The sequence below is a fragment of the Nitrosospira multiformis genome, from assembly GCF_900110185.1.
Classification (GTDB): Bacteria; Pseudomonadota; Gammaproteobacteria; order Burkholderiales; family Nitrosomonadaceae; genus Nitrosospira; species Nitrosospira multiformis_A.
The window spans coordinates 127,763-153,913 of record NZ_FOCT01000003.1; the positions used below are offsets into that span (position 1 = coordinate 127,763).

Genomic DNA, 26,151 nt, shown 5'->3' on the forward strand with positions numbered 1-26,151 from the left:
GGAGATCAGGGTGATTTCCCTTTCCTGTGTTCGACGTGTTCGAAATCCTGTATCAGTTCCCCGATATGACTTACCGCTTCGGGAGGCAGAGCGGGGTAGATAGGCAGCGCCAGCACTTGATCGGCAAGACGTTCGGCCAGCGGCAGTGAGACACCGGCGTGCGATTCCGAGAAGGCTGGCTGGCGATGGCAGGGGACAGGATAGAAAACGGCAGTTGAAATATTATGCTCTGCCAGAAACAGCTGCAGCGCGTCGCGCTGCGGATGGGTAATTACGAACTGGTTGTGGACGGGAACAGTGTCTTCAAGGACTGCCGGCCAGTTGCATTCCGTATTTTGCAGTGCTTGCTGGTAGAGCGCGGCGAGCTGGCGGCGCTGCGTGTTCCAGTTATCCAGATAGGCAAGCTTGACTCTCAATATTGCTGCCTGGAGTTCGTCGAGACGGCTGTTGAAGCCGATCTCGGCATGCTGGTAGCGATCCTGCCGCCCATGATTTCGAAGGCGTCGCAATCGCGACGCGAGATCGGGATCGCTACAGGCAATCGCTCCACCGTCGCCATAAGCGCCCAGGTTTTTTGTGGGGTAGAAGCTGAAGGCGCCGGTGATACCGAAGGATCCGATACCACGGTCGTGATAGCGCGCGCCGATTGCTTGCGCTGCATCTTCGATCAGCCACAAGTTATGGTTCGCGCAGAATTCCTGTAACGGCTTTAGATCGACTGGCTGCCCGAAAAGATGGACAGCGATGACAGCTCTTGTCCGCGGCGTCAACGCCTGCCCCACGCTGTTCGCATCGATATTATATTGACCGGGCGCGCAATCGGCAAAACAGGGGCGTGCTCCCGCGAGGCTTACCGCCTCTGCCGTTGCGAAAAATGTGAAGGCGGGCACGATTACGTCATCTCCCGCACCTATTCCCAATGCCCTGAGGGAGAGTAACAGCGCGTCGGTACCGGAATTGACACAGATGACTTCAGCAGCGCCGATGTATTCCGCAAGCCTACGTTCCAGTGCCGTGTTTTCTGCGCCGTCGATAAATGCGCCTTTCAAAAACACCTGCTGCACAGCAGCGTCGATTTCCGCACGCAGTAGCTGATACTCCTGAGCTAGATCGAGTTGCGTGACGATCACGGGCAGGACTTGAGTATCTGCTGGCGGATGTGGTGCGCCAGCTCCAGAGCAGCATTGCCTTCCGCCGGTGTAACCTGGGGTAATGAACGGTTGCGGCAGGCATCGAGGAAGGCAGCGAGTTGCAGGTTCAAAGTATCTTCCTGTATCCGTTGGGTGAGAAACGGAAGCGTGTGGCCGTCCGCAGGCAAAGGACCCGTGGAGCTGTTGGGTGCCTTGCGATAGGTTATCCGGCGCCTGAAATCGATGACCCAGGTTTCATCATTTTCCAGTTCCGCAACCATGCGACGCTCTTCCTGCTCCGCACCTCGCCCCCAGTGCGCGCTCAGGTATGCCCGGCACCCATTGGAGAAAGTCAGTTCAACTTCTGCTTCATCTATGGCTGTTAAACCGCAGCTTCTACCGGAGGCACGCAGTTCCACCACGGAGGAATCCAGGCTATGCAGAACCAGGTCAAGATCATGGATCATCAGGTCGATGACCACGTCCAGTGCGCTTAGTCGCGGGGAATGTCGTGTGGTCCGCACCGATCGGATGGTACGGGCTAACGGGAGGAGTGTTCTGCCAGCGGTAAAGGCCGGATTGAAGCGTTCGATATATCCGATTTGCAGGATGCATTGGTTTGCCTCCGCTACCATTCGCAGTTCCGTCGCCTGTGCCGGGGTTTCCGCAATCGGCTTTTCCAGCAGCACGTCCAGCCCTTGCTGGAGCAGGGATCTGGTCAGCCCGAAATGCGTGGCAACCGGTGTGGCAACCGATACCGCCCGGACTGTGGGCGGAAGTTCTGCAACACATGTAAACCAGGGAACGTTCAGATGCTCAGCCAGGAATTGCGTAATCGGATCGGGGTCGACCAATGCCTGGAGCCGACTCCCCGGCAGGCGGGAGTAGCACAACGCATGCAAGCTGCCGAAATATCCGACGCCGACGACAGCGGTATCAACAGGCAACGCTGGTTCGAGGTTAAGGGATAGCGGCATGGGTGCATTCATGAGATTCAACAGGAGAGGCGCACCTCTGCCAGCATCCATATGCCCAGTATCTTTCCGGTTTGCGGATTTTCGACGATACGGTCCAATGGAGGGGGAAGGTTGAAAGGCGCCAGCGTCAGGTTCACGGAACGCCATCCGCCCGTGGCGATGTCTGTGTTGATGCTGGTCGTTTCATGGCTGGTTGCCAACAGGTATTTTGCCCTGGAGCGGCGGATATTGGAAAGCGCCCGTAGAATATCCGCCAGTGACAGGTGGATCAGGACATCGCGGCAGAGCACTGCGTCACCGCGCGGCAGGTCATCTTCTACCAGATCGGCAACCTCGAATCTCCAGTTGGGATGGGGAAAGCGCCGCCGGTTTTCCTCTATCAGCGCAGGAACGATATCGACACCGATGTATGCATCGAGATCGATTGCAGTATGCTGCCGCCAGTTGCAATCCCCGCAGGGTGCATCCACCAGTGTGCGAACGCCGAGGCGTGTCAGCAGAGGGGGAAGTTCGCGCCGCAGTATTCCGGTTCGTTCCAGCATGGAGCCGGGCCCCGAACGGGATTCAGGACTCTGCCAGGCGTTGCGGGCATAGATTTGCTCGAATACGCTCACACGATCGCCCGGATGGCTGTTTTCCCCAGTCTTGCTCTCGTCCTGGTCATTTCGATTCTCCCGGTGTCGATTTTCTCGACGTGCCCGAAGGATGGCAATGGGGCCATTCCATAATCTATACTTGAGCCGATAGAGCGACATGACGAGTGGCCAGAGACGCGAATTGTGGATTTTCGCCAGTTCGAACTCGGCCTGCTCAGCCCGTGTGCGCTCCGCTGCGGCTTCGGCCACAGCAAGATGTTTCTCCTGCTCCACCTGATGGCGCCTTTTGGTGAAATCGGCGATCTCGCGGAGATATCTGCTTGCCGACTGAAGGAGGGAGTCGGCGTGGCTTTCCTCCTTCGGCTTCCTATCCTTGGATTCGCAGACGTGCGCTTCGATTGCCTCCTGGTAAACCTGGAGAATCCGCTCGATCGCCGGATCGATACCCGCTTCTGATCGCATGCGCTGGGTAACCTCACGCGCCCCGGCCGCATCGTATCGGTCGAGTTCCCGTGTGATGGTATCCAGAGTAATGGGATTACGCAGACTTCGTATACCGAAATTAAGCGCGCGAAAGGTTTCATAGTTGTCCGGCGTGACCATGCCCCCGAGGCCGGCAGTGTCGCAGGCTATTACAGCTGTTCCGCTGGCAAGGGCTTCAAGCGCGCAACGTGCTTTCGCAAAGACAATATCATAGCGGCCAAGAATCTGTTCAGGCCGGGCTTCACTGTGCCCGACAGAAAGGCCGGTGGCATCGAGTTCGATGCCGCGGCCGGCACAGGCTTGGCGCAGGATTCCCAGGCAACCGTCCTCACCGATGTAATTACTGAAAACCAGGGCTTTGCGCGGTATGGCAGGTAAATCCGTGCGCAGGCCGAATCGCTGCAGATCGACAAAATTGCGTATTACACAAATGCGCCCGGGGGGGATGCCATGGAGGCATTGCAGGCGTTCCTGGCAGAGATCGTCCAAAGCAACATAGCGCTGGATCGTGGGGAAGCGTGGTGCCATTTCTTCCCATGGCAGCCAGCCATGGCAGAAGTAGACAGCAGGCGTATCGGGAAAATGCAACATGGCCGTCATCGCCTCGAGATGATGCTGGCCATGAATAATGTCGGGTGGAACCGTCAGCAGATTGAGATCGTCGATGACGGGAATGGTCGACGAACGCAACTCTTCGGCAACTACCCCAAGTCGGGTGCTATAGGCTACAGGATTATGGCCGTATCGCAACAGTGCCAGGGCCAGGTCGCGGACATACAGTTCCGATCCGGCGCGGGTGTCAAGCGTGTTATTGGTTATGAGTACCCTCATGGCGCTTTTCTGTCTTTCCCTGCTCTATCCGTCCCAGCCGATATCTTTGTATTCAGCCGATTCATGATTGGCAGAACATGCTCATGAAACCGGATGACGTCTCGGTAGCGCCCGTCCGCCACACGCTGTTCCCCGCGGATTTCATAAAAAGGTTTCTGTTGCCGGAAATTTCGTTCCGGCTCTTTCCCCGGTACGACAGCCGCATACAGGTATTCACGGCCAAAAGCGTCTTCACCATACGAGTGGAACGCATCCTCCACCTCCTGGTGGAGGATTCCCCCCGCTCGACTGGCATACTCGCGCATGGTTTCCAGCTTGTGCGCCAACTCACGTTCGTTCAATTCGATAATGCACTGCTCGCTCTCCTGCTGGATGGCAGGATTCGCGGTTTCTGCGCGACATGCAGTTGGCTGCGCAGTGGGTCGCGGATCCCCCATGAGGGGGATAGTGTAATGCCGGACAAGGTATTCTTTTCCATCCGCAACTCTGGCGATGTGAGTGACGTTGTTGGTAATAACCACCGCAGTCCGGACAAGTACCTCGCATAAATCATGTGTCGGGTTGTAGCCCTCAATGCCGTCGCTTACCACCGTGCGAATATCCCGGGCAGCGATAAGTGCAGCCAACCGCTCGCAGAGGTCATCGAACATATCGTATTCGCCATACAGCATCTTCCAGTAGATTTGCCGGTCGGTGAGTTCACCGCACACGGGGCCGATTTCGGCCCCCAGCCCCTTCAGGATGTTCAAGGTGGCCGCCAGCCGGGGCTTATCATCGCTTCCCGAACCATCGGTAAGAATGCAAACCAGCGGTTTCGTCTGCGCGATCCAGCCGTAGAGGCGCAGTTCATGCCCCGGATGGGCGATGACGAGCAAATTGCCTCTCCCGGAAAGATTGTTTCGCCGGGCGTCGCTCATTCCAGAACCCTTACGTCGAGCGTATTCGGCAGATAAACCTGTGTCCAGAACTTTGCAGTCGGATTGGGCAGCACCTCGAATACATGGGCGATCTCCACGATATCGAAGAACAGTGCCTGTTGATGGGCGTTGACGGGGTGTGTGAGTGAAATTCTCAAGCTGTATCTGCCATCGGTCAGCGGGAGCGATGTCCGGTAAAGCACCTCGGCCTGCTGCGATGGCTCCAGGGTCAGCAGCGTCTGTCTTTGCATGAGGAAGTCCGCTCCTATTACCGGCGTCCGGTTTTTATCGCAAATTTTGTAGTTGACTGAAAAAGTACAGATGCGGGCGGCTTCAACGATGATCCGTATGAGGACTGATTGTCCGAATTCTGCCGAGCGTATCGGCAGTCCTTTATCATCTGTCATTTCCGCATAAATTACACGCACATCGCCGGTTCCCGAGCGACTGTGGTTTGCATTTTCAGCAAAGCGCGCAAGATGTTCCTTCTCCACGCTCTGGAACGGGCTTGCCGCCGTAAAGGATCCAGACGCGGCTCCAGACGCTGCCTCCGGGCTGGTGGGGGAAGCAGTACGGTGGGGGGGAATGATCCCGGTCTCAGAAGCGTTGGGTGTGCTCGCGGTTCTCGAATCGTTGTTTCCAGAAACGGTTACGTTTATTTTCCGGTTGTTTGCTTCCTGCACCTCACGAATATAGCGTGCAACGACGTCAGGAGTAGGACCGATTTCCAGTGCCCGGCCCTGCTTGAGGTAAAGGGTGCGCTCACATAAGGCGCTCACCGCTCCCACATCATGACTGACAAACAGAATGGTGGTACTGCGTTCCTGCATCTTCTTCAATATCACCATGCACTTCGCCTGGAACTCCATGTCTCCCACCGCCAGTGCTTCATCTATGATCAGTACCTCCGGCTCAACCGAGATGGCGACGGCGAATGCAAGGCGTACGTACATGCCGCTTGAGTACGTCTTTACCGGTTGGTCGAGGAAATCGCCAATGTCGGCATAAGCGGCGATGCGCTCGTAGCGCTGTCTGATCTCACCAGGATTCAATCCCGCAATCGATGCCGCCATATGGATATTCTCGCGGCCGGTAAATTCTCCGTTGAAGCCGGCTCCCAGCTCAAGCAAAGCCGAGACCTTGCCTTTGATATATATTTCACCCTGGGTGGGTGTCAGCGTTCCCGCGATCAGTTGCAGCAGCGTGCTTTTCCCGGATCCGTTCGGACCGATGATCCCAAAGGTTTCTCCACGACGAATCTCAAAGGAAATGCTGTCCAGCGCCCGGAATTCCCGATACAGTTGCTTCCGGTTACCCCACAAGCCTTGCAGCAGCCGGTCCTGCGAACGGCCATAAATGCGATAGGTCTTTGACAGGCCCGATACGCGAAGCGCAATATCTGCGCTATTGATATCATCGGTTGCCGTTGGCGGAGAGGAGGCCATGGAGGAGTCGCCTCTTGTTTCGGCTGTGAGTTCTCTCGGGACTGTCATTACAAAGTCCCGTTGAGGTTTCGTTCTGGCACGATCAGACGCTTTGGATGGAATGGGGAAGTATGGCATGTATGTAATGTATGCCGAGAATTATCTTAGTCGAGAACCGGGGTTCCTGCTACTGGTGCCTGAAGTATCCGGAGTATCAGGAATTGCCCAGGTTCAAGTTTGTCAATGCAGAGCTGACTCATGAGGGAAGCGAGTATCCACCCGACAGCCGTTGTCCATCCCGGTGCACAACTTGGCGCGGATGTCACCATCGGGGCTTATTCCATCGTGGAAGAGCATGTTGCGATTGGCGACGATACCTGGATCGGGCCGCACGTTGTCATAAAGGGGCATACGCGCATCGGAGGCAATAACCGGATTTTCCAGTTCTGCTCGCTAGGGGATGAGCCGCAGGACAAGAAATACAAGGGTGAACCAACCCGATTGGAAATAGGCGAGCGAAATACGATTCGCGAGTTTTGCACTTTCAACCGGGGTACCGCTCAAGGCGCGGGTGTTACTCGCCTCGGGAATGACAATTTCGTGATGGCTTACGTCCATCTGGCGCATGATTGCCACGTGGGTAACTTCACGACCTTTACCAATAACGCTTCCCTGGCCGGCCATGTCCAGGTGGGCGATTACGCGGGACTCGGAGGATTCACCTCCGTCCATCAGTTCGTTCGCGTGGGCGCCTACAGCTTTACCGGTTTAGGCACTGTGCTGACTCAGGACCTGCCGCCTTATCTCCTGGCGGCAGGAAATCCCGCCATGCCTTACGGTCTGAACTGGAGAGAACTCAAGCGCCGGGGATTTTCCGAATCCACCATTCGCGCACTGAAAAGTGCTTACAAGCTGGTATACCGCTCCGGCCTCGCATTGAAAGAAGCGGAAGCGCAGCTCATGCAGCTTGCTGGCGATACACCGTCTGTCCAACGCTTTCTTGATTTTATTTCTGTGCGAGGACGTGGAATTATCCGATGATTGGTTAGCAGGGCGGATCTTTTCAGCACGGTAAGCATTTGGGAAGTTGCAATCAAGAATTCGCTTGGTAAAATAAGCTCTCAGTACTCAGCGGAAAGGATTGCACAAGCAGCTTTGGAATCGGGTTTTATCGAATTACTTGTTACTTCAAAGCATGCAACCCGGGCTATAACCTGCCTTTCACCCCCACGATCCTTTCGATCGACTGCTGATTGCGCAGATGCTTGCGCGGCTTATAAGCGCCGACTCCGCGTTGATGCCCGTTGCGTTATTCGTTTTTTTGCTGAGGTAGGACGTGGGTTTACTGAATCACAATCTGAGCGGGAGAATCGTCATATGAAGAATCAAAAACAGAAAGCGATTGCACAGGCAACGCGGGCGGTAGTTAACGGAGGATTGTTTGCAAGTTGCCTGTCGTTCAGTCTCATTGCAAATGCGAGCATCAATTTCCAGTTCGTATACAAGGATGCGCCAGGTACGGGATTTCTCGATCCCGTAAACGGCGCCAGTCGACAAGCTGCGCTCAATACTGCTGCCACGGAATTCTCCAGAATGTTTGGCAGCCACTTCGCCAACTCAGGAACCATTGTGCTGGAAGCGACGGCCACGAATGATCCCCAGAGCGATACCCTGGCAGGGGCCGGCAGTGAATATGTCATTCCCAACGTAGCGGGATTCAATCTCAACGAGGTCGTGCGCGAGAAACTCCAGACAGGGATTGATCCCAACGGAAGCAGACCCGATGGCTCTCTCGACATTAACTTTGGGAGCAAATGGGAGCTTGGCTTCAACACGCCCGTTTCGAGTGAGCGCTACGACTTCTACTCCACGATGTTCCACGAATTTACGCATACGCTTGGTTTTTCTTCATCCGTAGGACAATTTGGTGATCCGCTCGGGGGTACAAAGGATGCGGGAAGCTGGAGCACCTTCGACAGCTATCTAGCAGACAAGAGCGGTAATCCGATCATTGATCCCACGACTTTCGCGCTCAATCAGACTGTCTGGAATGCAGGCAGCGTGGGAGGCACCAGTCCCTCGGGAGGCCTGTTCTTCGATGGACCTCACGCCATGGCAGCAAATGGAGGCAATCCGGTGGGTCTGTACACACCGTTTCCATGGGTGGAGGGGAGCAGTGTTTCCCATCTGGATGATAATAATAGCGCTTATGCGGGAATGATGATGCTGGCCGCCTCTGAGACGGGACCTTATGCCCGGGACTACAGCGCAGTCGAGATCGGCATGCTCCAGGATATTGGATATACGGTAACGGCTGTTCCAGAGCCGGAGGGCTACGCCATGATGCTGGCCGGCTTGGGCTTGCTGGGGTGGGGAACACGGCGCAAAAAGCGCCATGACCAGTAATGCTGGGGAGATAATCTTTCTTGCCGCCGCCTTATCCTTATGGCGGCGGCGCAGTCTGACCTCTTGGGCACTGTTACCGCGATATCGAACTTCTCTTGCCAGGCTGCTCCCTGTTTTCATATTGTTTTTTGCCGGGTCAACGCCCATGGCAGCCGAGCGCACTTTGGGGCCTGATGGTCCTCCACTCGCTTATCCGATCCAGGAGGTCAATCTCCATCTGATCCGACAGGCAGGCAATGCGGCCTTTCCTGTACAGCGGATCAGCCTGTCAGGCAAGGGAAGCGCTACTTTCGAACGGGGTAATGAACTTCTGCAAGTTGCTTACCCAACCGCCGAACTGATTGACCTCCTGAACGAGCTTTACAAGATTCGTTTCTTTGAACTTCCCTCGCAATACACCACGCGTTATTCTGTCTTTCTCAAGGAAGATGGGATGATTGCGACTTCTGCATTGCGCATGATGGATACAGGGAGCACGCGCATCTGTTTTGCGGTGACCGGTTATGAAAAATGTATTACGTATGGGCGTGATGGCCCCCACGACCTGGAGAATATCGTCAATCGCGTTTTTGACGATATTGAGAAGCAGGTGAAGCGGAAATAGCGCGGAAAGCATTAGTTGGGGCTCAATGCTCTGTCCCTGTATTAGAGAAGCCCGTGGGCTTGTAGAACTCACTCAATAAGGTTGGGTTCGTTGGTCATGTCTATTTTATGGATTCGTTGCGAGAAGAAGAGCGCCCTGCATCCTTTCAGAATCGTGCTCAATCGTCTCGCACAGGTCTTTTGCTTGGTAAACAATAAGAAGTTGATCCTGACATTCTCTTGAAAGAGGAGGTAGCATGGCAAATGAGGGTTACCACGAACCCATTGAGGAGCTCTCCGACGAAACACGGGATATGCACAAGGCGATTGTTTCGCTGATGGAAGAATTGGAGGCTATAGACTGGTATAACCAGCGCGTGGATTCCTGCAAGGACGAGGAACTCAAGGCAATCCTTGCGCATAACCGCGATGAGGAAAAGGAACATGCGGCAATGGTGCTCGAATGGATTCGCCGTAAGGACCCGGTCTTTTCGATGGAAATGAGAGATTACCTGTTCACCGACAAGCCCATCGCCCACAAATCATGATCAGTGGGTGACCATTGATTTATCCGGGCAAGCTTTTCAGCCAGCGTTCCCTTGCACTGCGCGCCTTAGCGAAAAGCCTTTCGAGTGCATCGCCATCGCCCTGCGCCAGTATTTTGCGCACGGCTGTCAATTCCTTCTGGTACGCATCGATCTGGTTGAGCAGCGCCTCCCGATTGCCAAGGCATATGTCGCGCCACATCTCGGGAGAGCTGCCAGCGATACGTGTGGAATCGCGGAAGCCGCTGCCGGCAAAGCTCAGCAGATCATTGTCTTGTGTTATATCGTTTGCGTCATCCCCGCCAGAGGCGACGTGATTCATCAGCGCGAAAGCAAGAACGTGGGGGAGATGGCTGACAGCGGCCAGTATCTCGTCGTGCCGGTTCGCACTCATTTGAGAAACCCGCGCGCCGCAAGCATCCCATAATTCCGTTACTTTTTGCGTTGCCTCTCGACTGGTTTCCTCAAGTGGGGTCAGTACAACATTTTTACCGCGAAATAGATCTGCATTGGCTGCGCCTGCTCCACTCCTTTCCGCACCGGCAACGGGGTGTCCGGGAACAAAATTTTTCAGATGAGGAGCGAGATGGGAGCGTGCCGCCGCTACCACATCCTGCTTAGTACTGCCCGCATCTGTCACGATGGTGGAGGGCGCAAGGTATGCGGATATCTGCGCCATGATTTCGCTGGTTTGTCCGACAGGTACGGCAAGGAACACCAGTTCCGCATCCTTCAAGGCGGACTCAACGTCGTCGGCAATCTCATCTATCTCACCCAGCGCAAGGGCTCGCTGCATGTTTTCCCTGCTGCGACCAACGCCGGTAATATGCTGCACCCTCCCAGCCTCGCGCAACGCAAGCGCGAATGAACCGCCGATCAAGCCTACCCCGAAAACCACCAGTTTGTGGATCACAGTAGTAGTCATTGTCGGCATCGGTTTATATGGGGGGTTTATATGAGCGGTTGATATCAAGGCTCGCATGGCTATCAGGTGCAGCGGCTATTCATCACAAACTCCGTCCGATTACTGCCGCTATTCCTTGCAGCGATCCCATCAGATCGCGGAATTCCTCGGGATTCAATGCCTGATCTGCGTCGCACCAGGCTTCGCATGGGTTAGGATGCGTCTCCACCAGCAGGCCATCCGCTCCCGCTGCAACTGCCGCGCGCGCAAGGGCGGGCACCATCCATGCCTTCCCTCCCGCATGGGAGGGATCGACGATCACCGGCAAGTGAGTTTCTTTTTTCAGCACGGGGATGCAGGTTACATCCATTACGTTGCGATAAGCAGTTTCAAAGGTGCGTATGCCGCGTTCGCAGAAAATGATGTTATGGTTGCCTCCGGCGGCGATGTATTCTGCCGCCATAAGCCACTCGGAAACGGTTGCTGACATGCCGCGCTTGAGTATCACCGGCTTGTTGATGCGCCCCACTTCTTTCAAAAGTTCGAAGTTCTGCATGCTGCGTGTACCGATCTGGATCACATCCACGTCATACTCAAGGAAAGTGTCCAGCATGCGCGCATCCATCAATTCCGTGACGATTCGGAGGTTGTGCTTATCCGCAGCCTTGCGGAACATTTTCAATCCTTCTTCGCCATTGCCTTGGAAGGTATAGGGACTGGTACGGGGCTTGAAGGCGCCGCCCCGCATCAGCCGGCAGCCGGCATCCGAAACATGTTGCGCTGCCGAATCCATTTGCTCTTGCGTTTCCACCGAACAGGGGCCTCCGATCACCTGCACCTGATCGCCGCCAATCGCCACACCTCCCACATTGATTATCGAATTATCCTTGTGCCATTCGCGCGACACGATCTTGTACTGCTTGACGATATGCATGGAATATTCGACGCCGCTCAGGGTATCGAACATTTCGGGACTGAGCTTGCGCTCATCGCCAACTGCACCGATTACGGTGCGCTCGGTGCCGCGCGAAACGTTCGCGTCGAGGTCGAAGCTTCTAATTTTTGCAACCACCGTTTCGATCTGCTCTTCGGTGGCGCCGTTATTCATGACTATGATCACGCTGATCCTCCCGATGCAACTTTGGGGATGCTCACCGTCATCTCCGGTATTGTGTCTGCTGTTACCCCTCCCGTCGTCTCCAGGGCTATCGCCAGCGATTTCAGGAATTTCTCATTTTCAGATTCGAGCCCGACAGTTACCCGGAGATGTTCCGGCATTTCATAGATGCTGATGGGGCGGACAATCACACCCTGCTTCAGCAAACTCTCGTTTATTGCCTTGACATTGCCTGGCACCCGGAAGCTCAGGAAGTTTCCGTAGGATGGAATGTACTCGATTCCCATCTGACGCAGTCCGGTGACAATCTGTAGCATGCCCGCCTGATTGAGCGCATAAGAACGCTTTACGAACTCCTCATCCTGCAGCGCCGCCACCGCGCCGGCGAGACCGATATTGTTGACGTTGAATGGCTGGCGCACGCGGTTCATCAGACCGGCGACGTCAGGATGCGCAAGGCCGAAACCGACGCGCACGCCTGCCATACCGTAAGCTTTGGAGAAAGTGCGGGTAATGAGGAGATTGGGGAACTGCTTCAGCCAGGCAATGCTATCTCCCTTGAGGGCGGGTGGCAGATACTCGTTGTATGCTTCATCGAGTACAACCAGCACGTCCGGGGACACACGCTCGAGAAAGCGCAGCACATCATCGGCAGGCAGCAGCGTGCCGGTGGGATTGTTGGGATTGGCAATAAACACAACCCGTGTTTCAGGCGCGACAGCATCCAGCATGGCGTCAAGGTCATGGCCATAGTTCCTGGCGGGAACGGAAATGCCGATTCCACCCACCGCTTTCGTGACCAGTGGATAAACCGCAAAGGCATGCTGCGAATAAACGGTTGAGGCCCCCGGCTTCAGGAATACGCGGGCGGCCAACTCCAGAACGTCGTTGGAACCATTGCCCAGCACAATCTGATCGCTGGTCACCTCATGGCGCTCGGACAGAGCTGCTTTCAGCTCAAACCCACTTCCGTCCGGATACAACGAAACCTCGTCGAGTGCCTTGCTCATTGCGCTCAGAGCCATTGGACTGGTTCCCAGAGGGTTTTCATTGGACGCAAGCTTAATGATGGACTGTTCATCCATCCCCATCTCCCGGGCCAGTTCAGAAATAGGCTTGCCGGGTTGATAGGGACTGATGGCACGGATATACGCAGGAGCGAGATCGCAAATATTCATAAGATGGTATCGTGAATTGCAGAGGGAAGAAAAAGCAGAAAATAATAACCGTCAACAAGACAGGCAATCGCACAAAAAGCATGGATTCGTGCTTGCAATAGCCCGTTTCCCGGCCGTAGGCAAAATCTTCATCATGGCCGCGCCATCGGGGATTCTGGGGTGCGGAGCCGCAATGATATGACGCTGAATTTTTCGCAGGCAGGGTAACAGGATCATCGCACGGATTCACTTTACGGCATTTCGTGGCAGTGCATGGAGGTTTGTGAGAAAACAGAGGAGGAGGGTCAGGCTGCGGGATATGAACCGAGCACTTTGAGAAATGCCGCTTTTTCCACCAGCTCGCGCAGCGCCTGAGAAACTCTCGGCTCCTGCTGGTGGCCTTCGACATCCACGAAAAACACGTATTCCCATAAACCCGCACGGGACGGGCGCGATTCAAGCCGGGTCATGCTGACTCCATAATGGGCGAACGGGGCCAGTAACTCATGTATGGCGCCCGGCCGATTCCTGACCGATGTTACCAGCGACGTCTTATCCCTGCCGGAAGGTGCAACTTCCTGCTCGCCTATTACCAGGAAGCGCGTCGTATTGCTGGGATCATCCTCGATGTTCTCGGCACAGACAGTGAGACCATATACTTCTCCTGCCTTTTTTCCCGCCACTGCGGCGGCGCTTTCATCTTCCGCTGCCAGTCTCGCGGCATCCGCATTGCTTGCGGCGTTGATTCTTGCCGACGCGGGTAAATGGGGCAGATGGGCATTGAGCCACTCGTGACATTGAGAAAACGATTGAGGATGAGAGTAAATCCTGCGAATGCGTGCAAGGTCGGTATGATGCGCCAGCAGAAGCTGATGTATGGCCAGCGCCACTTCGCCGCATACCTTCAACCGGGTTTGCAGCAACAGATCGAGCGATCTGCCCACTGCGCCTTCGGTCGAATTCTCTACCGGTACAACCCCATAGTTTGCCTTGCCGGCTTCCACCTTGCTAAATACGTCATCTATCGAATTGCACGGCAGTGCAGTCACCACACTACCGAAGCGCTTGAGCGCAGCCTCTTCGGAAAATGTGCCTCTCGGCCCAAGGTATGCGACTGTCAGAGGTTCTTCCATGGATCGGCAGAGAGACATGATCTCCGTAAATAACCGTGCAACCTGTTCATTCTCCAGGGGTCCCGGGTTCAGTTCGCGCATCCGCGCCAGCACCTGAGCTTCACGTTCGGGCCGATACGCAGTGCCATTCTTGATTTCTCCGATTTCGCGTGCGAGATCTGCGCGCGCGCTCACCAGTTTCAGGAGTTCGCTGTCGATTGCATCTATCTTGTCACGAAGCTGTTTGAGTTGAGCGGTCATCGCGGGATAATTTCTGCTTTGAACCGTACCTGTCAAAGCCAAGCCAAAGCTAGCATAAAATGGCAGCTATTTGGCCGGTATGGGCAGGTAGCGCACATTCAGCACACCCTTTATCGCCGCAATCTCGTCGATCGTTTCTTGGGGTACCGGACTATCGACATCCACGAGGGTGTAGGCCATTTCGCCGCGGGACTTGTTACCCATGGTGTGGATATTGAGACCGGCTTTCGCCATGGCAGTGGAAATTTGTCCCACCATATTCGGTACGTTGGCATTCGCGACGGCCAGTCGATAAGGGGATTCCCGCTCCATTGTTATATTGGGGAAGTTGACTGCATTGGTAATACCGCCGTTCTCCAGATAATCGATTACCTGCTTCGTCACCATCACCGCGCAATTCTCTTCCGCTTCCTGGGTGGATGCGCCCAGGTGCGGCAGGGTGATCACCCTTGCATGATGTTGAAGCTTTTCGCTGGGGAAATCGCTTACGTAATATTTTATCTTCCCCATCTCGATTCCTTCGAGCACGGCATTTTCATCCACGATGCCGTCGCGCGAAAAGTTGAGCAGAATTGTACTGTTTCTCATGCTTTGCACAACCTGCCGGTTGACGAGGTGCCGGGTCGAATCCAGCAGGGGTACGTGCAATGTTACAAACTCGCTGTTGCGCAACAAATCTTCAATGCTTTCCGCGCGTTTGACCTCTGAGGACAGGTTCCAGGCTGCATCCACGGTGATATTGGGGTCATATCCCATCACCTTCATGCCAAGCCGAAGCGCTGCATCAGCCACCAGGCGTCCTATTGCGCCCAGGCCAATAATGCCCAGCGTACGTCTTGGCAACTCGATGCCCGCAAACTGTTTTTTGCCACCCTCAGCCAGCCTGTTCAGGGTCTCGTTATCGCCTTCCAGTTTCTCGGTGAAATGAATCGCCGGAATCAGGTTACGGGAAGCGATCAGCAGGCCTGCCAGCACCAATTCCTTGACTGCGTTGGCATTGGCTCCCGGCGCATTGAAAACGGGCACCCCCCGCAGGTTCATGGCGCTGACCGGTACGTTGTTCGTGCCTGCCCCAGCCCGGCCTATTGCTTTCACACTGGAAGGAATATCCATATCCAGCATATTGTGGGAGCGCACCAGAATCGCATCGGGCTCGGTTGTATCGCTGCCCACCTTGTAATGGCCGGAATTGAAAAGCTTGAGGCCCAGCGGCGAGATCTGGTTGAGCGTCAGTATCCGGAAAATTTTATGTGCACGTTCAGGCATGATTGCTCGCAAATTCCTTCATGAATTCCACCAGGACCTTTACGCCTTCAAGCGGCATTGCGTTGTATATCGAAGCGCGCATTCCGCCGACAGAACGATGGCCTTTCAACTGGATGAGGCCGTGGGTTCGCGCCTGTTTCAGAAACTCTTCATCGAGCGCCGGATCTTTTAAAGTAAACGGCACATTCATGCGCGACCGGTCGGGTTTCGCCACGGGGCAATGATAAAAATCAGTAGTGTCCAGGAAGTCGTACAGCAGACGCGCCTTGGTAATGTTGATTTTCTCCATTGCCTGAAGCCCGCCCTTCTGTTTCAGCCATTCCACCACCAGCCCCGTAATATACATCGCATAAGTCGGCGGTGTGTTGTACATGGAGTCGTTGTCGGCGTGAATCTTGTAATCGAACATGGTCGGTGTGCCCGATACGGTTGTTCCTATCAAGTCCTCACGCACGATGACAATACACAGACCTGCGGGACCTACATTTTTCTGAGTACCTGCATAAATCAGCCCAAACCGGCTTACATCCAGGGGGCGTGACATAAAGGCGGAAGAAATGTCCGCCACCAGGGGCATATCGGTACCCGACAAGTCCGGAATCCAGTTGAACTCCACTCCACCAATCGTCTCATTGGGCGTGTAATGCAGATAAGCTCCCTCCAGATCGATGTTCCATTTATCCTGGGTGGGAGCGTACGTAAAATTTGCATCTTCCGAGGAAGCTGCAACGTGAACGGCGCAATATTTTTTCGCTTCCTTGATCGCTTTCGTGGACCACTGGCCAGTATTGATGTAATTGGCACTTTTCTTTCCGCGCACCAGGTTCATCGGCACCATTGCGAACTGGCTGGAGGCACCGCCGGACAAAAAAAGCACCTTGTAGTTGGCAGGGATGCCGGCCAATTCACGCAAATCCGCCTCGAGCCTGGCCGCGATGGACATGAATTCCTTGCCGCGGTGGCTCATCTCCATCACCGACATACCGCTGCCGTGCCAGTCGAGCATTTCATCGCGCGCCTGCTGCAAAACTTCCTTCGGTAATACCGCTGGACCTGCGCTGAAGTTATAGATGGGTTCCATCGGGGTTCCTTATGAATTCCTCATGAGTTCCTTACTCTGGCTGTTTCACGGCAAATCCGTGGCTAAGCCTTCCCCTAATCCTGGCGCTTCGTCAGTTTCCACGACTCTTTCCAGCCCGGCAAGTTTCTCACCCTCATCCAGGTTGATCAGTATCACGCCCTGTGTTGCCCGGCTCATCTCGCGAACCTCTTTCACGCGTGTGCGGATCAACACGCCACCGGTCGTGATGAGCATGATTTCGTCATCCTCGCGCACAAGCCGCGCCCCCACCACCTTGCCGTTGCGCTGAGTCGTCTTGATCGCAATCATGCCCTGCGAACCGCGGCCGTGACGAGTGTATTCGCTGATGGGAGTACGTTTGCCATAGCCATTCTCGGTTGCGGTCAGCACCGCCTGCTCCTCGCTCTCGGCCACCAGCAGCGAAATCACCTTTTGCCCCTTGCCCAGCGTCATCCCGCGCACACCACGCGCGCCCCGTCCCATCGGGCGTACGTCATTCTCGTCGAAACGCACGGCTTTCCCTCCATCGGAGAAGAGCATCACATCATGCTTGCCCTCGGTCAGCGCTACACCGATCAGAAAATCATCCTCGTCGAGTCCTACCGCTATGATGCCACTCGCGCGCGGTCGCGAAAACTCCGACAGGGGTGTTTTTTTCACCGTGCCCAGGGAAGTTGCCATGAATACATACCGGTTGTCATCGAATGTCTTTACTGGAAGAACCGCATTGATCTTCTCGCCATATTCCAGCTGCATCAGGTTGACGATAGGCCTGCCGCGGGAAGTGCGCCCTCCCTGCGGCACGGAGTACACCTTGATCCAGTAGACTCTCCCCCGGCTGGAAAAGCACAGGATATAGTCGTGCGTATTGGCGATAAACAGGTTATCGATGAAATCATCATCTTTGGTGCCCGTTGCCTGCTTCCCGCGGCCGCCCCGTTTCTGCGCGCGGTAGTCGTCGAGCGGCTGGGATTTGATGTACCCATTGTGCGATAGCGTCACGACCACATCCTCGGATGCGATCAGGTCCTCCATGCTCAGATCCTGCGTATTGATGACAATCTCGCTGCGGCGTTTATCACCAAACTGTTGCTTCATCGCAACAAGCTCCTCGGTGATGATGGCCGTGATGCGCTCCGGGCGGGCAAGAATGTCGAGAAGGTCGGCTATTCTTTCCATTACATCCTTATACTCGCTGACAATCTTGTCCTGCTCGAGCCCTGTCAGGCGTTGCAGGCGCAATTCCAGTATAGCTTGCGCCTGCGCATCGGAAAGATGATAACCGTCATCAAATAACCCGTATGCGGGCGCCAGGCCCCCGGGACGGAATTGTTTCGCATCCACTGCAGCGCGCGCCAGCATTTGCTCCACCAGTTGCGAGCGCCATACCCGCGACATCAATGCTTCCTTGGCTGCTGCAGGCGTCTGTGCCGCCTTGATCAGGGCAATCACTTCATCCACATTGGATAATGCGACAGCGAGCCCCTCCAGCACGTGGCCGCGTTCACGCGCCTTTTTCAACTCGAACACGCTGCGCCGCGTAACAACCTCGCGCCGGTGGCGCAAGAACGCCTCCAGCATCTGCTTCAAATTCAGCAGGCGCGGCTGCCCGTCAAGCAGGGCCACCATGTTCATGCCGAAGGTGTCCTGCATTTGCGTTTCTTTATAGAGATTGTTCAGCACCACCTCGGGTACTTCGTTGCGGCGCAGTTCGATAACCACACGCATCCCCGATTTATCCGATTCGTCGCGCAAATCGGAAATGCCTTCGATTTTCTTGTCCCGCACCAACTCGCCGATACGGACAAGCAGATTGGCCTTGTTTACCTGATAGGGCAGTTCGTCGATAACGATGCTCTGGCGGCCCCCCCCTTTTTCCATATCCTCGAAGTGAGTGCGCGCGCGCATGACCACGCGCCCGCGGCCCGTGCGGTAGCCTTCTTTTACGCCAGTCACGCCATAGATCAGGGCGGCGGTGGGAAAATCCGGGCCCGGTATCAGTTCGATCAGATCCTCGATAGCGATTTCGGGATCTTTCAGCAGGGCGAGGCAGGCATCCGTCACTTCATTCAGGTTATGCGGCGGAATATTGGTTGCCATGCCCACTGCAATGCCGGACGAACCATTGATAAGCAGGTTCGGGATTTTGGTCGGCAGGATCAGCGGTTCTTTCTCGGTTCCGTCGTAGTTAGGTCCGAAATCAACCGTTTCCTTATCCAGATCGGCCAGCATTTCATGCGCGATGCGCGACATGCGGATTTCGGTATAACGCATTGCCGCCGGGTTGTCGCCATCCACGGAGCCGAAGTTGCCCTGTCCATCCACGAGCATGTAGCGCAGTGAGAAATTCTGCGCCATCCGTACTATAGTGTCATATACGGCGGTATCACCATGCGGGTGGTATTTACCGATGACATCACCGACGATGCGCGCCGATTTTTTGTAGGGGCGGTTCCAGTCGTTGGAGAGTTCATGCATAGCGAATAGAACCCGGCGGTGCACCGGTTTCAGGCCGTCGCGCACGTCAGGTAATGCGCGTCCTACGATGACGCTCATGGCGTAGTCGAGATAGGAGCGGCGCATTTCCTCTTCGAGGCTGATCTGCAGGGTTTCTTTCGCGAATTGATCCATTACTTTTGAAGGGGGACAAGAACTAGCGGGAACGGGAACATATCGAGGATATATTTCTTTCCTGATATCGGCACATAAAGCCCCCCATTTTAGCATGCCACCCGTATGGGAGTCACCCGGAAAGGCCAGTTTTCATGCCGATTGCAACACCCCTATTTGACAAGGACAAATATATGAATACATAATCAAAGCGCGATTATGCGATGATGAGCCATGTTACAATGAGGTGGCTTAGTCTTTCATTTGCATGACTTATAGGGATGATCTGATCTTGAATCTTAGTTTTTCTAAAAAGGGGCATAGCATGAAAAATACAGTAACGAAAAAACTCTTGCTTGGAGCAGCTGTTTTGCCAGTGCTGTTTTCAGGCGTCGCTATGGCTCAGGAGGTACCTGAGGCCTACGCGGTCGATAGCGTTGGCGAAGTAGTCAGAGATTCTTCCGGAGACTGTTGGCGCACCGGTTATTGGACACCTGCAATGGCAACCTACGAGTGCGATCCTGACCTGCTGCCAAAACCCGAGAAAAAAGTCGAAGCGCCCGCTCCAGAACCCATTCCTGCCCCTGCTCCTGCTCCTGCTTATACCGAACCTGAGAAAATCTCCCTCTCCGCCGATCAACTGTTCGATTTCGACAAGGCCAACCTGAGGCCCGAAGGCAAACAGACCCTGGATGATCTCGTGGCCAAGCTCGGTGGCGTCAAATACGATACCGTGGTTGCCATCGGTTACGCCGACCGTCTCGGCAGCGACGCGTATAACAAGAAACTCTCCCTGCGTCGTGCTGAAGCCGTCAAGGCTTATCTCGTCAACGAAAAAGGCATTCCGGCTGATCGCATCTTTGTCGACGGCAAGGGCGAAGCCGACCCCGTAACGGGCGATACCTGCAAGGGTAACAAGAAGACGAAGGCCCTGATCGCGTGTCTGCAACCCGACCGCCGCGTCGAAGTTGAAGTCGCCGGTACGAAGGAAACAGTACAATAATTCGATTCACATACAAAAAACACAAAAAAATCAAACCCTGCCATCGCGGCAGGGTTTTTTTTTGCTAAGCTTTGGCGATGATGATGGATGCGGTAAAAATCGATACGCTGCTGGAAGCGCGCTGGGTAATCCCGGTTGAGCCCGCGGGTGCAGTGCTTCATGATCATGCCATTGCAATTGACCAGGGCATGATTCGCGCAATCCTGCCCCGTGACGAGGCACGCGTGCAATTTGAGCCGCGCGAACGCGTCGTGATGAACAGGCACGCGCTCATTCCCGGCCTGATAAATCTCCACACGCATGCGGCTATGTCGCTGATGCGAGGAATGGCAGATGATCTGCCTTTGATGGAGTGGCTAACCCATCATATCTGGCCGGCGGAAGCGAAGCACGTGGACCAGGGTTTTGTTTTCGATGGCACCCGCTTGGCATGCGCCGAGATGCTGCAGGGCGGAGTCACCTGTTTCAATGACATGTACCTGTTTCCGGAAGCAACTGCGCGTGCTGCCTTGGCCTCGGGCATGCGCGCCAGCATTGGTATGATCGCAATCGACTTTCCCACCGCCTACGCCAGCGATCCTGACGACTATCTGACGAAGGGCTTGGCGCTCCGGGACGATTACAATCCGCATCCCCTCCTGTCATTCTGTTTTGCCCCGCATGCGCCTTACACGGTAGGTGACAAGAATTTGTCCCGGGTTCTCACTTATGCAGAGCAGCTGGATGTCCCCATTCACATTCATCTGCACGAAACCGAGGATGAAATCAACAACAGCCTGAAAAGCTACGGGATGCGCCCGCTTGAGCGCATTCACAAGCTCGGGCTGCTCGGTCCCAATCTGATTGCGGTACACATGGTGCATCTTACCGAGGGGGAAATCGAACTGCTTGCGCAGCAAGGCTGTTCCGCAGCCCATTGCCCTTCTTCCAACCTGAAACATGCCAGCGGACTCGCGCCCGTTGCCGCTCTTATAGAAGCAGGCGTCAACGTGGGATTAGGAACGGATAGCGCCGCAAGTAACAGTCGCCTCAAGATGTTCGAGGAAATGCGGCTTGCGGCACTCCTGGCAAAAGGACAAAGCGGCAGGGCAGAAGTACTGCCTGCGTGGCAGGTGCTGCAAATGGCCACACTCAACGGAGCCAGGGCTTTAGGATTGGGAGATCGTATCGGCTCCCTTGTTCCAGGCAAAGCTGCGGATATTGCCGCAGTGGATTTCTCCAGTCTTGATCTGGCGCCCTGCTATGACCCTGTTTCCCATCTTGTCTATGCTGCCGGACGTGAACATGTGAGTCATGTGTGGGTAAATGGTAAAATGCTGCTGCGTGACGGGGAATTGACTACGCTGGACCGGGAAGAATTGGTGCACAGGGCTGAATTCTGGCGGGAACAAATGACAACGGGCGTGATAGCAGTTCACGAAAAATGATGGATAAAGAAATCGAAAATAGCAGTGTCAACGTTGATCTGCTGGAACTGGAAAAATTCAGCCAGCTTGCCCATCGCTGGTGGGATCCCAACAGCGAGTTCAAGCCGCTGCATGAGATCAACCCGCTGCGGCTGGGTTACATAGACCGTCATGCCCGCCTGGCGGGTAAAGCGGTCCTGGATGTCGGCTGTGGCGGAGGTATCCTGTCTGAAAGCATGGCGGAGAGTGGCGCGCAGGTTACCGGTATCGATCTGGGCGACAAGGCGCTGAAGGTGGCAAAGCTGCACCTGCTGGAAAGCGGGAATAAAGTCAATTACCGTAAGATCTCAGTGGAAGCGCTCGCCGCGGAGCAGCCCCATCATTATGATGTGGTTACCTGCATGGAAATGCTGGAGCATGTGCCGGATCCTGTCAGCACCGTAAGAGCCTGCGCGGAGCTCGCCAAGCCCGGTGGCTGGGTGTTCTTCTCGACCATCAATCGCAACCCCAAATCGTACCTGTTTGCCGTGATCGGCGCGGAATACGTGTTGAACCTGCTGCCGCGCGGGACACACGACTATGCCAAATTCATCAAACCTTCGGAGCTTGGGCGCATGGCGCGCGAAGCAGGGCTGGATGTGCAGGAAGTAATCGGCATGAGCTACAATCCCATCACCAAAGTGTACTCCCTCGGACAGGATACCGATGTGAATTACATTATGGCATTGCGCGCCTGAAACCTTACTTTCCAAGGCCAGACTCAAGCGATCATTTCAGCTATCATTTCCTTCCTGCTGCCCGATCACCGGTGACATCATCAATCTGGATTGGCGTCTCTCTTTATTCCTCCAGTTCGTATCCATGCTTCTTTCATGATTAACGCCGTTCTCTTCGATCTCGACGGAACGCTTGCCGATACCGCACCCGATCTCGGGTACGCCCTGAATCGGCAGCGCATTGCCCGCGGGCTGCTGCCCCTACCATTGGAGCTCATCCGTACCGAGGCTTCGGCGGGTGCGCGCGGCCTGTTGGGCCTGGGATTCAACATCAAGCCGGGAGATGCCGGATATGACGCCATGCGCGCCGAATTCCTCGACTTCTATGCGGAACACCTCTGCCGTGAGACATTCTTGTTCGCAGGTGTCGCGGATCTCCTCGATCAGCTCGATGACCGGGGCCTGATCTGGGGCATCGTCACCAACAAACCGGCCCGTTTTTCCGTACCGCTCATGGAGGCGCTGGGTTTGGGCAACCGTGCTTCCTGCCTTATCAGCGGGGGCGATACCACGCATTCCAAACCCCATCCCGAGCCCCTGCTCACGGCGAGCGGAGCAATAGCCGTTCCGCCAGAAGAATGCATTTACCTGGGCGACGACCTGCGCGACGTCCAGGCCAGCCTTGCCGCCGGCATGGAACCCATCATCGCCAGATACGGCTATCTCGGCAATGTAGGCGCCCCCGAAACCTGGGGCGCAAGATACCTCATAGACCGCCCGGAAGAACTGCTCGGCTATTTGTAAAAACCGTTCGTACGATCCTTTCGTACTCGTTCGTCTGGAAAACCCCCTCTCCCTGCAGGGAGAGGAACGGGGAGAGGGCAGTGCTGGCCTTTCGCCCGACGTTCGTCCAAAAAGACTCCCTCTCCCTGCCAGGGAGGGGCAGGGAGAGGGTGGCTTCAATCTCTCGACCGCTGCTCGCCCTGAGCTTGCCGAAGGGGAACGGTGCCAAGACCTGGGCCAAATTTCTTCCTCGAAGACATGGCTATTGGTAACGTCAAAATCAGGGAATGGGTTTGAGTTCTCTCCCCGGACAATAATGGGTATAATCCCAGCCAGTATTGCTGCAATCAAGGGAATCTTTGGGTAGGCGTGCTGAGGGATTAATGCGTAGCACTCTCCATTGAACTCTTTCGGTTCGCAGTCATCTAACTAGCCGTAATACAGAATGCCGGGGGCGACCTGGCTTCGACGTGGGTTGCAAAGCAGAGCAGGGCATACCGAGGACCAGTTACCTCGTAAATACATCTGGAAACCAATAGTCGCAAACGACGAAAACTACGCTTTAGCCGCTTAAATCCGGCTAGACTCCGCACCGGTGGGCCTCAACGCCGGGTCTGGCAACAGGCAGCGGAGCCATTAACGAGGATCGCGCTCAGTAGGGTTACTTTACAGGGCGTTAAACAATAGGTAACTCGCCTGCCATCAGTCTGCCGGTTGACGGATGCCAGGTTAAATCAAAAAACATGGCTAAGTATGTAGAACTGCCTGTAGAGGACTTGCGGACGCGGGTTCAATTCCCGCCGCCTCCACCAATTGAAAGTCCAAAATAATCCAAAGAAATCCATAAAACCCGCATGAATAAAGGCTTGCGGGTTTTTTGTTGTCCAAACAAATCCAAACTCATCTATTGTAATCCGACGGTAACTGACGGTAAACTTGACGGTAATAGAGTTACCGCCAACTGGAGTTACCGTCATGGCACTTACCGACACCGCTATTCGCAATACCAAACCTGCTGACAAACCTCTCAAGCTAACAGATGAGCGCGGGCTTTACCTGCTGCTCAAGCCCAATGGCTCCCGCTGGTGGCGATTTGATTATCGGTATGGCGGCAAACGCAAAACCCTCTCCATGGGCGTCTACCCCGACGTGAGCCTAAAGGAAGCTCGCAATCGCCGTGATGAAGCCCGCAAGCTGCTTGCTTCCGATGTCGATCCTGGCGAAAACCGTAAAGCGGTAAAAGCCGCCAAGCTGGAAAAGGCTGCAAACAGCTTCGAAGTCGTCACCAGGGAGTGGTATAGCAAGTATTCTCCGAGCTGGAATGAAAGCCATGGCGAGCGCATCATTCGCCGCTTTGAGCGTGACATATTCCCTTGGATAGGCAGCAAGCCCATTACCGAGATAGCCGCACCTGAACTGCTGACAACAGTGCGGCGCATCGAAGACAGGGGCGCAGTGGAAACCGCGCATAGGGCATTGGGTAACTGTGGACAAGTGTTTCGCTATGCCATAGCAACCGGACGTGCTACCCGAGATATTTCCGCTGATTTGAGAGGCGCCCTTCCTCCGGTTAAGGGAGAACATTTTGCCGCTATTACTGAACCTAAGCAGGTAGGAGCGTTGCTGCGGGCAATCGATGGCTATACAGGTTCTCACGTTGTACGTTGTGCCTTGCGTCTTGCTCCGCTGGTATTCGTGCGTCCTGGCGAGCTACGTAAAGCTGAGTGGAAAGATATAGACCTGGATGTGGCAGAATGGCGTTATATCGTCACTAAGACCAATACTCCGCACATCGTTCCCCTCTCAACACAAGCAGTGGAAATACTCAAGGAACTGCAAGCTTTGACGGGCAGAAGTCCCTTTGTTTTCCCTGGTGCACGTACCAATGGCCGCCCCATGAGTGATAACGCGATACTGGCTGCGCTTCGGCGGATGGGCATAGACAAGGAAGAAATGAGTGGGCATGGCTTCAGAGCTATGGCACGAACCATTCTTGATGAAGTGCTAGGCGTTCGCCCTGACTTCATCGAACACCAGTTAGCCCATTCGGTAAGAGACCCCAATGGCCGTGCCTATAACCGTACAGCGCATTTACCCGAACGCCGCAAGATGATGCAGCAATGGGCTGATTACCTGGACAAGCTCAAAGCCGGGGCCGAAATCATTCCCCTGCATGGCGTGGCCTAAGGCAATAATGACTGAAGGCAATGCTTGGCCTTGGGGACTTCGCAAGCCAAATTGGGATAACTGGAAATCGATTAAACAGGCAAGGCTTTGGCAAGCTATCGCGTTGGCGTGCGATCTTGATCCAGCCAACTTCCAACTATTCGATAAGCCTCAACTCGCACGGCTGCTCAAGGAGCCACCCCGGCAATTTGAGGATTTACTTGACATGGCCAAGGCCAGTATTGGCGCTAATAGTGTCTTGAAACTGCTTTCACGCAGTGAGGAAGGACTGGAAGAAAGCGAAGTAAAGCTTACAAACTTCGCCACATGGGTTAAAAGCATACAATATCCCATTCCCGCGCAATTCCCCTGGCAGTCTGAACCCATCACTCTCAGTAATCTCGATTGGCCCTGGGGTAGGCACGAAACGCATTTGTTGCGAAAGCTTGCTGGTGCCGCTCAGCGTTTCTGGAGTAACTACGACCCGGCAGACCCGACCACCGCACCTACCAATCAACAAGTCATCGACTGGCTAAAAGGGGAAGGCGTGTCTGAACGTGCCGCCGAAATCATGGCTACTATCCTTCGCGCTGACGGTCTTCCGACCGGCCCGCGCAAATAATTCACCGCGCCCTCCAAAAGCCACTACTGGCGCCAGTTTCCACGTAATTCGCAGCG

The 26,151-nt window shown here is 55.0% G+C and carries 22 protein-coding genes and 1 other RNA gene; 11 read left to right on the top strand and 12 right to left on the bottom strand.

The genetic code is table 11. The features are described 5' to 3' along the window. Nucleotides 1–5: 5 nt before the first annotated feature. From BMY01_RS04635 to BMY01_RS04655, 5 genes are read right to left on the bottom strand one after another with little or no spacing between them, the layout of a single operon-like run. Nucleotides 6–1,130: a DegT/DnrJ/EryC1/StrS family aminotransferase gene (locus tag BMY01_RS04635; protein WP_175463203.1), complete on the bottom strand. Its 1,125-nt coding sequence runs from the start codon at nucleotides 1,128–1,130 to the stop codon at nucleotides 6–8. Beyond that, nucleotides 1,127–2,158 (bottom strand): Gfo/Idh/MocA family protein, encoded by a 1,032-nt coding sequence (locus tag BMY01_RS04640; protein ID WP_074744768.1) that lies wholly within the window; start codon nucleotides 2,156–2,158, stop codon nucleotides 1,127–1,129. The genes BMY01_RS04635 and BMY01_RS04640 overlap by 4 nt, the downstream gene beginning before the upstream one ends. Then, a complete protein-coding gene (locus BMY01_RS04645; RefSeq protein WP_074744770.1) occupies nucleotides 2,125–4,017 on the bottom strand; it encodes a glycosyltransferase in 1,893 nt (630 codons plus the stop codon). Before BMY01_RS04645 ends, BMY01_RS04640 begins: the two co-directional genes overlap by 34 nt. Further along, the gene (locus BMY01_RS04650) at nucleotides 4,014–4,934 is read right to left on the bottom strand and encodes a hypothetical protein (RefSeq protein WP_074744772.1); all 921 of its coding nucleotides are present in this window, start codon (nucleotides 4,932–4,934) and stop codon (nucleotides 4,014–4,016) included. The genes BMY01_RS04645 and BMY01_RS04650 overlap by 4 nt, the downstream gene beginning before the upstream one ends. Continuing rightward, the gene (locus BMY01_RS04655) at nucleotides 4,931–6,427 is read right to left on the bottom strand and encodes an ABC transporter ATP-binding protein (RefSeq protein ID WP_139176726.1); all 1,497 of its coding nucleotides are present in this window, start codon (nucleotides 6,425–6,427) and stop codon (nucleotides 4,931–4,933) included. Before BMY01_RS04655 ends, BMY01_RS04650 begins: the two co-directional genes overlap by 4 nt. A 189-nt stretch (nucleotides 6,428–6,616) precedes the next feature. Between BMY01_RS04655 and lpxA the strand changes: the two genes are divergently transcribed. From lpxA to BMY01_RS04675, 4 genes are all read left to right on the top strand, one after another. Further along, nucleotides 6,617–7,399, top strand: a complete 783-nt coding sequence (gene lpxA / locus BMY01_RS04660; RefSeq protein WP_074744776.1) for an acyl-ACP--UDP-N-acetylglucosamine O-acyltransferase — start codon at nucleotides 6,617–6,619, stop codon at nucleotides 7,397–7,399. A gap of 336 nt (nucleotides 7,400–7,735) precedes the next feature. Continuing rightward, complete coding sequence (locus tag BMY01_RS04665; protein ID WP_074744778.1) at nucleotides 7,736–8,764, top strand: PEP-CTERM sorting domain-containing protein; 1,029 nt, start codon at nucleotides 7,736–7,738, stop codon at nucleotides 8,762–8,764. After that, complete coding sequence (locus tag BMY01_RS04670; protein ID WP_254772604.1) at nucleotides 8,754–9,368, top strand: hypothetical protein; 615 nt, start codon at nucleotides 8,754–8,756, stop codon at nucleotides 9,366–9,368. The genes BMY01_RS04665 and BMY01_RS04670 overlap by 11 nt, the downstream gene beginning before the upstream one ends. A 235-nt stretch (nucleotides 9,369–9,603) precedes the next feature. Then, nucleotides 9,604–9,894: an encapsulin-associated ferritin-like protein gene (locus BMY01_RS04675; RefSeq protein WP_074744780.1), complete on the top strand. Its 291-nt coding sequence runs from the start codon at nucleotides 9,604–9,606 to the stop codon at nucleotides 9,892–9,894. Between the two features lie 19 nt (nucleotides 9,895–9,913). On the opposite strand, the gene BMY01_RS04680 is transcribed toward BMY01_RS04675, so the two are convergent. From BMY01_RS04680 to gyrA, 7 genes are all read right to left on the bottom strand, one after another. Continuing rightward, on the bottom strand, nucleotides 9,914–10,816 hold the full coding sequence (locus BMY01_RS04680) for a prephenate dehydrogenase (RefSeq protein ID WP_074745125.1): 903 nt from the start codon (nucleotides 10,814–10,816) through the stop codon (nucleotides 9,914–9,916). 82 nt (nucleotides 10,817–10,898) lie between these two features. Next, the gene (aroF, locus tag BMY01_RS04685) at nucleotides 10,899–11,915 is read right to left on the bottom strand and encodes a 3-deoxy-7-phosphoheptulonate synthase (RefSeq protein WP_074744782.1); all 1,017 of its coding nucleotides are present in this window, start codon (nucleotides 11,913–11,915) and stop codon (nucleotides 10,899–10,901) included. Then, nucleotides 11,912–13,090: a histidinol-phosphate transaminase gene (gene hisC, locus BMY01_RS04690; protein ID WP_074744784.1), complete on the bottom strand. Its 1,179-nt coding sequence runs from the start codon at nucleotides 13,088–13,090 to the stop codon at nucleotides 11,912–11,914. The genes aroF and hisC overlap by 4 nt, the downstream gene beginning before the upstream one ends. Nucleotides 13,091–13,374: 284 nt before the next feature. Next, nucleotides 13,375–14,442 carry a prephenate dehydratase gene (gene pheA, locus BMY01_RS04695; RefSeq protein WP_074744786.1) on the bottom strand — a complete coding sequence of 356 codons (1,068 nt, stop codon included), beginning with the start codon at nucleotides 14,440–14,442 and terminating at the stop codon, nucleotides 13,375–13,377. A 66-nt stretch (nucleotides 14,443–14,508) separates the two neighbouring features. After that, the gene (locus tag BMY01_RS04700; RefSeq protein ID WP_074744787.1) at nucleotides 14,509–15,708 is read right to left on the bottom strand and encodes a phosphoglycerate dehydrogenase; all 1,200 of its coding nucleotides are present in this window, start codon (nucleotides 15,706–15,708) and stop codon (nucleotides 14,509–14,511) included. Then, nucleotides 15,701–16,789 carry a 3-phosphoserine/phosphohydroxythreonine transaminase gene (gene serC, locus BMY01_RS04705; RefSeq protein WP_074744789.1) on the bottom strand — a complete coding sequence of 363 codons (1,089 nt, stop codon included), beginning with the start codon at nucleotides 16,787–16,789 and terminating at the stop codon, nucleotides 15,701–15,703. Before serC ends, BMY01_RS04700 begins: the two co-directional genes overlap by 8 nt. A 45-nt stretch (nucleotides 16,790–16,834) precedes the next feature. Further along, nucleotides 16,835–19,420, bottom strand: a complete 2,586-nt coding sequence (gene gyrA / locus BMY01_RS04710) for a DNA gyrase subunit A (protein ID WP_074744791.1) — start codon at nucleotides 19,418–19,420, stop codon at nucleotides 16,835–16,837. Between the two features lie 304 nt (nucleotides 19,421–19,724). Here gyrA and BMY01_RS04715 point away from each other — a divergent pair, with 304 nt between their 5' ends. From BMY01_RS04715 to BMY01_RS16995, 7 genes are all read left to right on the top strand, one after another. Then, nucleotides 19,725–20,402 carry an OmpA family protein gene (locus tag BMY01_RS04715; RefSeq protein WP_074745127.1) on the top strand — a complete coding sequence of 226 codons (678 nt, stop codon included), beginning with the start codon at nucleotides 19,725–19,727 and terminating at the stop codon, nucleotides 20,400–20,402. Between the two features lie 80 nt (nucleotides 20,403–20,482). Then, the gene (locus tag BMY01_RS04720) at nucleotides 20,483–21,829 is read left to right on the top strand and encodes a TRZ/ATZ family hydrolase (RefSeq protein WP_074745131.1); all 1,347 of its coding nucleotides are present in this window, start codon (nucleotides 20,483–20,485) and stop codon (nucleotides 21,827–21,829) included. After that, complete coding sequence (gene ubiG / locus BMY01_RS04725) at nucleotides 21,826–22,545, top strand: bifunctional 2-polyprenyl-6-hydroxyphenol methylase/3-demethylubiquinol 3-O-methyltransferase UbiG (protein ID WP_175463204.1); 720 nt, start codon at nucleotides 21,826–21,828, stop codon at nucleotides 22,543–22,545. Before BMY01_RS04720 ends, ubiG begins: the two co-directional genes overlap by 4 nt. 135 nt (nucleotides 22,546–22,680) lie before the next feature. Continuing rightward, complete coding sequence (locus BMY01_RS04730) at nucleotides 22,681–23,328, top strand: HAD-IA family hydrolase (protein ID WP_074704480.1); 648 nt, start codon at nucleotides 22,681–22,683, stop codon at nucleotides 23,326–23,328. Nucleotides 23,329–23,757: 429 nt separating this feature from the next. Next, nucleotides 23,758–24,119: a transfer-messenger RNA gene (gene ssrA, locus BMY01_RS04735) on the top strand. 163 nt (nucleotides 24,120–24,282) lie between these two features. Next, nucleotides 24,283–25,494, top strand: a complete 1,212-nt coding sequence (locus tag BMY01_RS04740) for a tyrosine-type recombinase/integrase (RefSeq protein WP_074744793.1) — start codon at nucleotides 24,283–24,285, stop codon at nucleotides 25,492–25,494. Between the two features lie 7 nt (nucleotides 25,495–25,501). After that, nucleotides 25,502–26,095, top strand: coding sequence for a hypothetical protein (locus tag BMY01_RS16995; protein WP_139176729.1), 594 nt, complete (start codon nucleotides 25,502–25,504; stop codon nucleotides 26,093–26,095). Nucleotides 26,096–26,151: the final 56 nt, after the last annotated feature.

What these genes read in the sequence shown, in the direction of transcription:
- BMY01_RS04650 (WP_074744772.1), bottom strand. Translation starts at nt 4,934, where the DNA reads ATGAGCGACGCCCGGCGAAACAATCTTTCCGGGAGAGGCAATTTGCTC.
- BMY01_RS04675 (WP_074744780.1), top strand. Translation starts at nt 9,604, where the DNA reads ATGGCAAATGAGGGTTACCACGAACCCATTGAGGAGCTCTCCGACGAA.
- BMY01_RS04645 (WP_074744770.1), bottom strand. Translation starts at nt 4,017, where the DNA reads ATGAGGGTACTCATAACCAATAACACGCTTGACACCCGCGCCGGATCG.
- BMY01_RS04700 (WP_074744787.1), bottom strand. Translation starts at nt 15,708, where the DNA reads ATGCCTGAACGTGCACATAAAATTTTCCGGATACTGACGCTCAACCAG.
- BMY01_RS04740 (WP_074744793.1), top strand. Translation starts at nt 24,283, where the DNA reads ATGGCACTTACCGACACCGCTATTCGCAATACCAAACCTGCTGACAAA.
- BMY01_RS16995 (WP_139176729.1), top strand. Translation starts at nt 25,502, where the DNA reads ATGACTGAAGGCAATGCTTGGCCTTGGGGACTTCGCAAGCCAAATTGG.
- BMY01_RS04640 (WP_074744768.1), bottom strand. Translation starts at nt 2,158, where the DNA reads ATGGATGCTGGCAGAGGTGCGCCTCTCCTGTTGAATCTCATGAATGCA.
- hisC (WP_074744784.1), bottom strand. Translation starts at nt 13,090, where the DNA reads ATGAATATTTGCGATCTCGCTCCTGCGTATATCCGTGCCATCAGTCCC.
- BMY01_RS04655 (WP_139176726.1), bottom strand. Translation starts at nt 6,427, where the DNA reads ATGACAGTCCCGAGAGAACTCACAGCCGAAACAAGAGGCGACTCCTCC.
- BMY01_RS04665 (WP_074744778.1), top strand. Translation starts at nt 7,736, where the DNA reads ATGAAGAATCAAAAACAGAAAGCGATTGCACAGGCAACGCGGGCGGTA.
- gyrA (WP_074744791.1), bottom strand. Translation starts at nt 19,420, where the DNA reads ATGGATCAATTCGCGAAAGAAACCCTGCAGATCAGCCTCGAAGAGGAA.
- BMY01_RS04720 (WP_074745131.1), top strand. Translation starts at nt 20,483, where the DNA reads ATGATGGATGCGGTAAAAATCGATACGCTGCTGGAAGCGCGCTGGGTA.
- BMY01_RS04670 (WP_254772604.1), top strand. Translation starts at nt 8,754, where the DNA reads ATGACCAGTAATGCTGGGGAGATAATCTTTCTTGCCGCCGCCTTATCC.
- BMY01_RS04680 (WP_074745125.1), bottom strand. Translation starts at nt 10,816, where the DNA reads ATGACTACTACTGTGATCCACAAACTGGTGGTTTTCGGGGTAGGCTTG.
- ubiG (WP_175463204.1), top strand. Translation starts at nt 21,826, where the DNA reads ATGATGGATAAAGAAATCGAAAATAGCAGTGTCAACGTTGATCTGCTG.
- BMY01_RS04730 (WP_074704480.1), top strand. Translation starts at nt 22,681, where the DNA reads ATGATTAACGCCGTTCTCTTCGATCTCGACGGAACGCTTGCCGATACC.
- pheA (WP_074744786.1), bottom strand. Translation starts at nt 14,442, where the DNA reads ATGACCGCTCAACTCAAACAGCTTCGTGACAAGATAGATGCAATCGAC.
- BMY01_RS04715 (WP_074745127.1), top strand. Translation starts at nt 19,725, where the DNA reads ATGAAAAATACAGTAACGAAAAAACTCTTGCTTGGAGCAGCTGTTTTG.
- lpxA (WP_074744776.1), top strand. Translation starts at nt 6,617, where the DNA reads ATGAGGGAAGCGAGTATCCACCCGACAGCCGTTGTCCATCCCGGTGCA.
- serC (WP_074744789.1), bottom strand. Translation starts at nt 16,789, where the DNA reads ATGGAACCCATCTATAACTTCAGCGCAGGTCCAGCGGTATTACCGAAG.